This is a genomic window from Arenimonas sp. (genome assembly GCF_044348765.1).
In the GTDB taxonomy this organism is placed as follows: Bacteria; Pseudomonadota; Gammaproteobacteria; order Xanthomonadales; family Xanthomonadaceae; genus Arenimonas.
The window spans coordinates 1-11,151 of the sequence record NZ_JBIKSE010000102.1 but is presented as its reverse complement, the minus strand read 5'-3'; the positions used below and the strand labels follow the sequence as shown (position 1 = coordinate 11,151).

At 57.7% G+C, this 11,151-nt stretch carries 8 protein-coding genes, 1 tRNA gene and 1 pseudogene; all 10 read right to left on the bottom strand.

Annotated elements, in window-relative coordinates:
- Positions 1-2,995: DNA-directed RNA polymerase subunit beta' (gene rpoC / locus ACIQ0Q_RS09245; protein WP_395772648.1), on the bottom strand; the 2,995-nt coding region annotated here is incomplete at its 3' end.
- A gap of 63 nt (positions 2,996-3,058) precedes the next feature.
- Entirely contained in the window at positions 3,059-7,213 is a 4,155-nt protein-coding gene (gene rpoB / locus ACIQ0Q_RS09240) for a DNA-directed RNA polymerase subunit beta (protein WP_395772647.1), read from the bottom strand.
- A gap of 186 nt (positions 7,214-7,399) precedes the next feature.
- The gene (gene rplL, locus ACIQ0Q_RS09235) at positions 7,400-7,774 is read right to left on the bottom strand and encodes a 50S ribosomal protein L7/L12 (RefSeq protein ID WP_395772646.1); all 375 of its coding nucleotides are present in this window, start codon (positions 7,772-7,774) and stop codon (positions 7,400-7,402) included.
- A 66-nt stretch (positions 7,775-7,840) separates the two neighbouring features.
- A complete protein-coding gene (gene rplJ, locus ACIQ0Q_RS09230; protein WP_395772645.1) occupies positions 7,841-8,338 on the bottom strand; it encodes a 50S ribosomal protein L10 in 498 nt (165 codons plus the stop codon).
- A gap of 331 nt (positions 8,339-8,669) precedes the next feature.
- Positions 8,670-9,371, bottom strand: a complete 702-nt coding sequence (gene rplA / locus ACIQ0Q_RS09225) for a 50S ribosomal protein L1 (RefSeq protein ID WP_395772644.1) — start codon at positions 9,369-9,371, stop codon at positions 8,670-8,672.
- Between the two features lie 3 nt (positions 9,372-9,374).
- Positions 9,375-9,803: a 50S ribosomal protein L11 gene (gene rplK, locus ACIQ0Q_RS09220; protein WP_395772643.1), complete on the bottom strand. Its 429-nt coding sequence runs from the start codon at positions 9,801-9,803 to the stop codon at positions 9,375-9,377.
- 94 nt (positions 9,804-9,897) lie between these two features.
- Positions 9,898-10,458, bottom strand: coding sequence for a transcription termination/antitermination protein NusG (gene nusG / locus ACIQ0Q_RS09215; RefSeq protein ID WP_395772642.1), 561 nt, complete (start codon positions 10,456-10,458; stop codon positions 9,898-9,900).
- Between the two features lie 10 nt (positions 10,459-10,468).
- Positions 10,469-10,846, bottom strand: a complete 378-nt coding sequence (gene secE / locus ACIQ0Q_RS09210; protein WP_395772641.1) for a preprotein translocase subunit SecE — start codon at positions 10,844-10,846, stop codon at positions 10,469-10,471.
- Between the two features lie 26 nt (positions 10,847-10,872).
- Positions 10,873-10,948: transfer RNA gene (locus tag ACIQ0Q_RS09205), tRNA-Trp, on the bottom strand.
- An 86-nt stretch (positions 10,949-11,034) separates the two neighbouring features.
- Positions 11,035-11,151, bottom strand: a pseudogene (locus ACIQ0Q_RS09200) (elongation factor Tu); the annotation flags it as partial.

The window sequence follows — 11,151 nt, the reverse complement described above, 5'->3', positions numbered from 1 at the left end:
GGAGCTTGTAGCGTTCGCGCTCGCGACCGGTCGGATCAAGTACCGAGATTTCACCCGAACGCGATACCGCAACCAGGTGACCGTCGGCATGGGTGACGTATTTCAGGTTATTGAACTTCACCGAACCAGTGGTCTTGACAGTGACATTGTCAATGGCAGCAGCACGGGATGCGGCACCACCGATGTGGAAGGTCCGCATGGTCAGCTGCGTACCCGGTTCACCGATGGACTGGGCGGCGACCACACCGACGGCTTCACCGATGTTGACCAGATGGCCGCGACCAAGATCACGGCCGTAACACATCGAGCAGACACCGAAGGCGCTTTCGCAGGTGATTGAAGAGCGGACCTTGATGGTCTGCACGCCGCCGGCCTCGAGTTTGTCGACCCAGCCTTCGTCAAGCAGGGTATTGCGGGTGACGATCGGATCTTCATCATTGCCCGGCAGGAATACGTCTTCGGCCACAACACGGCCCAACACGCGATCGCGCAGCGGCTCGACCACATCGCCGCCTTCCACGATCGGATTCATGGTCAGGCCGGCCTTGGTGCCGCAATCGACTTCGGTCACCACCACGTCCTGCGCCACATCAACCAGGCGTCGGGTCAAATAACCCGAGTTCGCGGTCTTCAACGCGGTATCGGCCAGACCTTTACGTGCACCGTGGGTCGAGATGAAGTACTGAAGCACGTTCAGACCTTCACGGAAGTTTGCGGTAATCGGGGTTTCGATGATCGAGCCGTCCGGCTTGGCCATCAGGCCGCGCATACCAGCCAGCTGGCGGATCTGGGCCTGTGAACCGCGGGCGCCGGAATCAGCCATGATGTAAATCGAGTTCATCGACTTCTGGGTGATGGTTTCACCTTTGGCGTTCTGCACCTTCTCCCAGCCGATGGTGTCCATCATCGCCTTGGCGATGCGCTCGTTGGCACGCGACCAGATGTCGACCACCTTGTTGTATCGCTCGCCGGCGGTGACCAGACCCTGTTGGTACTGTTCCTGGATTTCCAGAACTTCCTTCTCGGCCTCGGCCAGGAGGGTTTTCTTTTCATCCGGAATGATCATGTCATTGATACCGACCGAGACGCCGGCTTTGGTCGCGAACGCGAAACCGGTATACATCAGCTTATCGGCGAAAATCACCGTCGGCTTCAAACCGAGCATACGATAGGAAGTATTGATCAGACGACTGATGTTCTTCTTGGTCAACTCGGTATTGGCGTAGGCAAACGGCAAGCCTTTCGGCAGGATATCGGCCAGCAAGGCGCGGCCGACGCTGGTTTCCACCACGGCCTTGGTGGCAAGCAATTCGCCGGCATCGTTCATTTCATCACGCTGCAGGCGGACTTTCACTTTGGCATGCAGCTCGACGACTTTATTGTCATAAGCGCGTTTGACTTCGGCAACATTGGCGAAGATCATGCCCTCGCCCTGCTTGCCTTCGAGGGCGCGGGTCATGTAGTACAGACCGAGCACGACGTCCTGCGATGGCACGATGATCGGCTCGCCGTTGGCCGGCGACAGGATGTTGTTCGAGGACATCATCAAGGCGCGTGCTTCCAGCTGCGCTTCGAGGCTCAGCGGCACATGCACGGCCATCTGGTCACCGTCGAAGTCGGCGTTGAATGCGGTACAAACCAGCGGATGCAGCTGGATGGCCTTGCCTTCGACCAGCACCGGCTCGAACGCCTGGATGCCCAGACGGTGCAGGGTCGGCGCACGGTTCAGCAGCACCGGATGTTCGCGGATGACGTCTTCCAGGATATCCCAGACCACGGCCTCTTCACGCTCGACCAGTTTCTTGGCGGCTTTGATGGTGGTGGCGATGCCCTGGCGCTGCAGCTTGGCGAAGATGAACGGCTTGAACAGTTCCAGCGCCATCTTTTTCGGCAGGCCGCACTCGTGCAGACGCAGGGTCGGACCGACCACGATCACCGAACGGCCGGAGTAGTCGACACGCTTACCGAGCAGATTTTGGCGGAATCGGCCCTGCTTGCCTTTAATCATGTCGGCCAGCGATTTCAGCGGACGCTTGTTGGTGCCGGTGATGGCGCGGCCACGGCGGCCGTTGTCCATCAGAGCATCAACCGATTCCTGCAGCATGCGTTTTTCGTTGCGCACGATGATGTCCGGTGCACTCAGTTCCAGCAAGCGGTGCAGACGGTTGTTACGGTTGATCACGCGACGGTACAGATCGTTGAGGTCGGAGGTCGCGAAGCGGCCACCATCGAGAGGTACCAGCGGACGCAGATCCGGCGGCAGTACTGGCAGCACGGTCAGCACCATCCACTCCGGACGGTTTCCGGACTCGATGAAGGACTCGACCAGCTTGATGCGCTTGGTGAGACGTTTCTGCTTAGTATCGGAATTGGTCGAGCTGATTTCTTCCTTAAGACGGATAACTTCGGCATGCAGATCGATGGTCGATAGCAGCTGATGCACCGCTTCGGCACCCATCTTGGCTTCGAATTCATCGCCGTGCTCGGCTTGGGCTTCCATGTACTGCTCTTCGGTCAGCAGCTGGCCACGGTCTAGCGGGGTCAGGCCCGGCTCGATGACCACATAGGCTTCGAAGTACAGCACGCGTTCGATATCGCGCAGGGTCATGTCCAGCATCAAGCCGATACGCGACGGCAGTGATTTCAGGAACCAGATGTGAGCGGTCGGACTGGCCAGTTCGATATGGCCCATACGCTCGCGGCGCACTTTGGTCAGGGTCACTTCGGTACCGCACTTCTCGCAGACCACGCCGCGGTGCTTCATGCGCTTGTACTTGCCGCACAGGCATTCGTAGTCCTTGATCGGACCAAAGATGGCAGCGCAGAACAGACCGTCACGCTCCGGTTTGAAGGTGCGGTAATTGATGGTTTCCGGCTTTTTGACTTCGCCGAAGGACCAGGAACGGATCATGTCCGGCGAAGCCAGTGCAATCTTGATGCCGTCGAATTCGAGGGTCTGGCGCTGCTGGTTGAACAGATTAAGCAAATCTTTCATGGTTGTCTCCAAATGGTGGGGCCTTATCTCGGACAAGGCCCCGGGTCCTGTTCTTTTCGGCGATTATTTCTCGTCAAGCTCGATGTTGATGCCCAAGGAACGGATTTCCTTGACCAGCACGTTGAACGATTCCGGAATGCCAGCGACGGTTTCATGCTCGCTATCGACGATGTTCTTGTACATCGCATTGCGGCCTTGGACGTCGTCGGATTTCACCGTCAGCATTTCCTGCAGGGTATAGGCCGCACCATAAGCCTCCAGCGCCCAGACTTCCATTTCGCCGAAGCGCTGGCCACCGAACTGCGCCTTGCCGCCCAGCGGTTGCTGGGTAACCAGAGAGTACGGTCCAGTCGAACGGGCGTGCATCTTGTCGTCAACCAGGTGGTTCAGCTTCAGCATGTGCATGTATCCGACGGTGACCGGACGATCAAAGGCTTCACCGGTGCGGCCATCAAACAGCTGGGCCTGTCCGGATTCCGGCAGATCGGCTAGCTTCAGCATGGATTTGATTTCCGACTCGGCAGCACCGTCGAATACCGGAGTCGCCATCGGCACGCCATCCGTCAGGTTACCTGCCAGACGCAGCAGCTCCTTGTCGGTGAACTTCGACAAGTCGACGCGCTGCTTCTTGGTTTCGGCCTGATCGTGGTTATAGATCTGGTCGAGGAACTTGCGCAGGTCTTCGACCTTGCGCTGATCGTCCAGCATCTTCTGGATCTTCTGGCCCAGGCCTTTGGCGGCCCAACCCAGATGCACTTCCAAGATCTGACCGATGTTCATTCGGCTCGGCACGCCCAGCGGGTTGAGCAAGATATCCACGGTCTTGCCATCAACCATATATGGCATGTCTTCGACCGGCTTAATCATCGAGACCACGCCCTTGTTACCGTGGCGGCCGGCCATCTTGTCGCCCGGCTGGATGCGGCGTTTTACGGCGACGTAGACCTTGACGGTCTTCAGCACGCCCGGCGGCAAATCATCGCCTTGGGTGATTTTGCGGCGTTTGTCCTGGAAGCGTTTTTCGAACTCGGCCTTATGAGCCTCGATCTGCTTCTTGGCATTGTCTAGGAAATCGACTGCTGCTTCTTCCTTCATGCGAATGTCGAAACGCTCGTCCTTCTTCAGGCCGGCCAGGTATTCTTTGGTGATTTCAGTGCCTTTCTTCAGACCGTTCGGACCACCGTTGGCGACGCGACCAATCAGCTGCGAATCCAGTCGGCTGTAGATGGCGCCTTCCAGGATACGGAACTGGTCGTCGAAGTCCTTCTTCACGCTCTTGACTTCGGCATCTTCGATTTGCTTGGCACGCTTGTCTTTCTCGACGCCATCACGGGTGAATACCTGCACGTCGATGACGGTACCGTCCATGCCCGGGGGAACCCGCAGCGAGCTGTCTTTCACATCGGAGGCTTTCTCGCCGAAGATGGCGCGCAGCAATTTTTCTTCCGGCGTTAGCTGGCTTTCGCCTTTCGGCGTGACCTTGCCGACCAGTATATCGCCGGCACGCACTTCCGCTCCGATGTAAACCACGCCCGATTCGTCGAGACGGCCGAGTGCGCTCTCGGACACGTTCGGGATATCGGCGGATATTTCCTCCGGTCCCAACTTGGTGTCACGTGCAGCCACGGTCAGTTCTTCGATATGGATGGTGGTGTAGCGGTCTTCTTCGACCACGCGCTCAGACAGCAGGATGGAGTCTTCGAAGTTGTAGCCGTTCCACGGCATGAACGCGACAAGCATGTTCTGGCCCAGCGCCAGTTCACCGATATCGGTCGACGGACCATCAGCCAGCACATCACCGCGTTCGATGCGGTCGCCGACACGCACCAACGGACGCTGATTGATACAGGTGTTCTGGTTGGAACGGGTGTATTTCACCAGATTGTAGATATCGACACCGGCATCATTAGCGCCAATTTCCTTTTCATTGGCGCGCACCACGATGCGGGCAGCATCGACTTGGTCGACCACGCCGCCACGCAGAGCATTCACGGTAACGCCGGAGTCACGCGCCACGGCACGCTCGATACCGGTACCCACCAGCGGCTTCTGGCTACGCAGGGTCGGAACGGCCTGGCGCTGCATGTTCGCACCCATGAGGGCGCGGTTGGCGTCGTCGTGCTCGATGAACGGGACCAGGGCTGCGGCCACCGATACCGACTGCATCGGCGACACATCCATGTACTGGATTTCCGACGGTGGCTTGAGCAGGGTATCGGCCTGGTAACGGCAAGTTACGTATTCGTTCTTGAACCTTCCTTTCGGATCGAGTTCGGCATTGGCCTGGGCGATGGCGTATTCGTACTCCTCGATGGCCGACAGAAATTCGACTTTGTCGGTCACGATGCCGTTTTCAACTTTGCGGTACGGGGTTTCCAGAAAGCCATACTTGTTCGAACGGGCATATACGGCCAGGGAGTTGATCAGGCCGATGTTTGGACCTTCCGGAGTTTCGATGGTGCAAACGCGGCCGTAGTGGGTTGGATGCACGTCGCGCACTTCGAAGCCGGCACGTTCGCGGGTCAACCCCCCCGGACCAAGGGCCGAAACACGGCGCTTATGGGTTACTTCCGACAGTGGATTGTTCTGATCCATAAACTGCGACAGCTGCGATGAACCGAAGAACTCCTTCAATGCGGCGGCGACTGGCTTGGCATTGATCAACTCCTGCGGCGACAGATCGTCGGCTTCAGCCATCGACAGACGCTCTTTGACGGCGCGTTCCACACGGACCAGACCGACACGGAACACGTTCTCGGCCATTTCACCAACCGAACGAACCCGGCGGTTGCCCAGATGGTCGATATCATCGGTCACGCCACGGCCATTGCGAATTTCGCACAGGGTATTGATCACTTCAAGAATATCGGAGTCCTTGCCGTACTTCGCAACCAAGGCCTTGGCAGCATCGTCGCTACGTTCGCTGAAGTACTGGAAGTCATACAGCACTTCGGCGCCAGTGACTTCCTTACGGCCGACACGCCGGTTGAACTTCATACGACCGACCGAAGACAGATCATAACGCTCGAAAGTGAAGAACAGGTTGTAGAACAGGTTCTGTGCAGCATCCTTGGTCGGCGGCTCACCCGGACGCATCATGCGATAGATTTCAACCAGAGCTTCCAGCTGTGTTTTCGATGGATCAATGCGCAGGGTATTAGAAATGTATGGACCGCGGTCGAGATCGTTGACCCAGAGCGTTCCGATGGTGGCGATGTTGTGCTTGCGCAGTTTGGCTAGTTTGGCTTCGTCCAGCTCGTCATTGGCACTGGCAATCAGCTCGCCGGTCGCGGCATCGATGAGGTCATGCGAGAGGATGCGACCAATCAGGTAATCGTCCGGCACTTCCAGAGTAGCGATGTTCTTCTTCTCGAGGTCCTTGACATGACGGGCGGTGATGCGCTTGCCGGCTTCGACCACAACCTCGCCCTTGACCACAAGGTCAAAGTTCAGGGTTTCGCCGCGCAGACGCTCGGCGACCAACTCAAGCTCAACCCCATCCTTTTTGGAAATATGGAAGGTATTGATTTCGAAGAAGTGATTCAGGATTTGCTCGTTGTTGTAACCGAGCGCACGCAGCAGAATAGTGACCGGCAGTTTGCGGCGGCGGTCAATGCGGGTGAACACGCAGTCTTTGGCATCGAATTCGAAATCGAGCCAGGAGCCGCGGTAAGGAATCACGCGCGCCGAATGCAGCAGTTTGCCGGAGCTGTGGGTCTTGCCGCGGTCGTGGTCGAAGAACACGCCCGGGCTGCGGTGCAGCTGCGACACGATGACGCGCTCGGTACCGTTGATGATGAAGGTGGCGTTGCCGGTCATGAGCGGCAGATCACCCATGAATACTTCCTGCTCCTTGACGTATTTGACGGCCTTGTTGGAAGATTCACGGTCGTAAATGACCAGACGGACCTTCACACGCAGGGGGGCACCGTAAGTCTGGCCACGCGAACGGCATTCACGTTCGTCGAACACCGGCTCACCGAGGGTGTAGCTGACGTATTCGAGGGCGGCATTGCCGGAGAAGCTGACGATCGGGAACACCGATTTCAGCGCGGCATGCAGACCGCGATCGTCATGGCCGTTGAATTTCGACGAGTCCTGCAGAAACTCCCGGTAGGAATCCATCTGGATCGCCAGCAGATAAGGCACGTCGAGCACTGGGCGGTTCTTGCCGAAATCTTTGCGGATGCGCTTTTTCTCAGTCAGGGAATACGTCATGGGAGCTACCACCTTTGTCAGTGCCAATCGGATTGGCGGGTTTGCGACGGAATACTTTGCTAAATCGCCTGAAAGGCGGCTTAGCAGAACATTCCGGTCGAACGGAATGCGAAAACAGGGACAGGCCGGGGGTTTTCACCCCCAGCCTTTCCTTTACTGGTGCAAGTCAGCGACGGCAAGCGTCGATTACTTGACTTCAACCGTGGCGCCGGCAGCTTCGAGTTCTTTCTTGAACTTGTCAGCATCGGCTTTCGAAACGGCATCTTTGACGGTCTGCGGGGCGCCTTCGACGAGGTCTTTAGCTTCCTTCAGGCCCAGGCCAGTGATGCCGCGGACGGCTTTAATGACTTCGACTTTCTTGTCGCCGGCAGCTTTCAGCACAACCGTGAATTCGGTTTGTTCTTCAGCCGGAGCAGCGGCAGCAGCCGGACCGGCAGCAACCATCACCGGGGCGGCGGCGGAAACGCCGAATTTTTCTTCCATTGCCTTGACCAGCTCCATGACTTCCATCAGGGTCTTGCCGGCGATTGCTTCGATGATCTGTTCGTTAGACAGGGACATGTTGATAACCTCTGTATTTAATCGTGAACATATGTTCAGTGAGTGAGTTGGATGTATTGCCTAGCTTTATGCTTCGGCCGTGTCTTTTTCGCCGATGGCCTTGAGCGCACGAGCCACGCGAGTGGCAGGTTCGACCATGACGCTGAGCAGCATAGACAGGGCTTGATCACGGGTCGGCAGGGAAGCCAGCACGTCGACATGCGACGCCGGGTACTTCTGACCACCAATTGAAACGAGTTTGGCTTTCAGCTTTTCATTGGTCTTGGCATAGTCCTTGATGAGACGCGCGGCAGCACCGGGGTCTTCCATCGAGAACGCGTACAGCAGGGGCCCGACCAGATCGTCTTTGATGACGTCGAAATCGGTGCCTTCCACGGCACGGGTAGCCAGGGTGTTCTTGACAACTTTCAGGAACACACCGTTTTCACGGGCCTGCTTGCGCATCGAGGTCATTTGACCCACGGTGACGCCAGCGTATTCGGCCGCGACCAAGGATTGAGCTTTCGAAGCCACTTCTGCTAACTCGGCAACGACGACTTGCTTCTGTGACAGATTGAGTGCCATGTTTACTCCTTAATCCTGTGAATTTCCGCGCACGGCTCCAGCCGATTGCGGTCCAAGGCGGACCCGAGTCCTTCGGGGCCGGGAATGCAAGCATTCCAGTGGTGGCCGTTCCAGATAAATCCAGTGTTCGGCACCATCTACGCAGGCCGGAGTTTTCCCCCGATTAAACCCATCCGCTTACATCGCATCGAATCCTTGCCAATCCAGCATCCCTGCCCGATTGCGATGTGCGCCAAAGGCACCTACGGTCTTTGATGGCTTGCCGCCCTTTCAGGCGGCCTGCCTTCAAATTCTTGACGGACGGGGCGACACTCCCGTCCGCATAAAACGATTACTTCAGGGTCAGCGTGGACTGATCGATGACGACGCCGACGCCCATGGTCGAGCTCAGCGAGATCTTCTGCAGATACTGCCCCTTGGCCGAGGACGGCTTGGCTTTGATCAGGTCCTGCAGCAGCGCATTGAGATTGTTGCTCAACGCGTCGACGGCGAAGTTGGCCTTGCCGATGGTGCAGTGGATGATACCGGCCTTGTCGGTACGGTAACGGACCTGGCCAGCCTTGGCGTTGCGGACGGCTTCGGCCGGATTCGGCGAAACGGTACCGACTTTCGGATTCGGCATCAGGCCGCGCGGACCGAGAACCTGACCGAGCTTACCGACGACACGCATCGCATCCGGAGTTGCGATGACGACGTCATAGTTCAGATCGCCAGCCAGCATCTTGTCGGCCAGATCGTCCATGCCGACGACTTCCGCGCCTGCGGCGAGGGCTTCATCAGCTTTAGCGCCGGCCGGGCAAAATACGGCAACGCGTACTGATTTACCGGTACCAGCCGGAAGCACGGTCGCTCCGCGCACTTGCTGGTCGGATTTCTTGGCGTCGACGCCGAGACGCACAGCGACGTCGATCGACTCGACGAACTTGGCGTTGGCGTTGGCCTGCAGAAGCTTCAGGGCTTCTTCAAGCGGATAGGATTTTCCGGCAACGACGGTCGCCTGCAGTGCTTTGAAACGTTTGGTCAGCTTTGCCATGTCTTAGCCCTCCACCACGAGACCCATGCTGCGCGCACTGCCGGCGATGGTACGCACGGCGGCATCAAGCGAAGCAGCGGTCAAATCGGGTTCTTTCGCTTTCACGATGTCTTCCAGTTGTTTACGGGTCACCTTGCCCACCTTTTCGGTGTTCGGACGCTTGGAGCCCGAAGTGATGCCGACGGCTTTCTTGAGCAGCACGGTAGCCGGGGTGCTCTTGGTGACGAAGGTGAAGGTACGGTCGGAATAAGCGGTGATGATCACCGGCGTCGGCAGGCCCGGCTCCAACTTGGAGGTCGCGGCATTGAACGCTTTGCAGAATTCCATGATATTGAGACCGCGCTGGCCCAATGCGGGACCGACCGGCGGACTCGGGTTTGCCTGCCCGGCTTTCACCTGCAGTTTGATGTAACCGACTACTTTCTTTGCCATGTTGATAACTCCTGGAGTTCAAACGTCTGCACGCCTTGGGCTGCGGGACTCCTCCTTACGCTTGAAAACGGAGCGCCATGCGGCGCTCCGGCCTTTAGGCCTTTTCCACCTGGCCGAACTCGAGTTCGACGGGGGTGGAACGGCCGAAAATCATCACCGCCACGCGCAGACGGCTCTTTTCGTAATTGATTTCCTCGACAGTGCCGTTGAAATCATTGAAAGGACCATCGACCACACGGACCAGCTGACCCGGTTCGAACAGTACCTTCGGGCGCGGCTTGTCGACACCGTCCTGCACGCGCTGCAGGATGACATCGGCTTCGGTGTCTTTGATCGGCAGCGGCCGCTCGCGCGTCCCGCCGATGAAACCCAGCACCTTCGGGGTTTCCTTGATCAGATGCCAGCTCTCGTTGTCGATCAGCGGCACGGTACCCTCGGTACTAGTCTCGATCTGAACCAACACGTAACCGGGGAAGAACTTGCGGTCGGACTTGCGCTTCTGACCACCGCGCATCTCAACAACCTCTTCAGTCGGAACCAGAACCTGGCCGAACTTGTCCTGCATGCCAGCGCGCTCGATACGGGACAGCAGGCTCCGCTGGACCTGGTGCTCGAAGCCCGAATAGGCGTGTACAACATACCAACGCTTGCTCACAGAGAACTCCTTAACTGCCCAACAGCAATTTGATCAGCCACGAGATTACAAAATCAAAACCGGACAGGATCAGACTAATCAACAAAACGACGACCAACACCATGCCCGTAATGCGGTAGGACTCCTCACGGGTCGGCCAGACCACCTTACGCAGCTCGAACAGCGAATCCGAGAAAAAATCCCGAGCTTCTCGCCCCTTGACGGTCAAACCGAAAACGAGAAGCGCCAACCCGAAACCGACGGCAACCAGTAGCCCGCGAATGACACCGGACCACTGCGGCATCATGTAGAAAACGGCTATGCCGGCTGCTGCAATCAGCAAGGCCAAGACATATTTGCCATAATCCAAGACACTGGTCCCACTCTGATTTTCGACTTTTGTATTCATTCGCACTCTTGATCTAACACCCGAAGTGGCACGCCAGGAGGGACTCGAACCCCCAACCTGCGGTTTTGGAGACCGCTGCTCTGCCAATTGAGCTACTGGCGTACATGCTTATTTAACGGGCGATGGCGGACCGTTTCCGGTCCGCCATTATGGGTTGCGCCGGCACATAAAGCGTGCCGGCAAATCAGTTACTTGATGACTTTGGCCACCACGCCGGCACCGACGGTACGGCCACCTTCGCGAATCGCGAAACGCAGGCCTTCGGTCATGGCGATCGGGGCGATCAGGCTCACCACCATCTTCAC

Excerpts from the sequence above, each read along its gene's own strand:
- rpoB (WP_395772647.1), bottom strand. The coding sequence starts at position 7,213 with ATGACGTATTCCCTGACTGAGAAAAAGCGCATCCGCAAAGATTTCGGC.
- rplL (WP_395772646.1), bottom strand. The coding sequence starts at position 7,774 with ATGTCCCTGTCTAACGAACAGATCATCGAAGCAATCGCCGGCAAGACC.
- rplJ (WP_395772645.1), bottom strand. The coding sequence starts at position 8,338 with ATGGCACTCAATCTGTCACAGAAGCAAGTCGTCGTTGCCGAGTTAGCA.
- rplA (WP_395772644.1), bottom strand. The coding sequence starts at position 9,371 with ATGGCAAAGCTGACCAAACGTTTCAAAGCACTGCAGGCGACCGTCGTT.
- rplK (WP_395772643.1), bottom strand. The coding sequence starts at position 9,803 with ATGGCAAAGAAAGTAGTCGGTTACATCAAACTGCAGGTGAAAGCCGGG.
- secE (WP_395772641.1), bottom strand. The coding sequence starts at position 10,846 with ATGAATACAAAAGTCGAAAATCAGAGTGGGACCAGTGTCTTGGATTAT.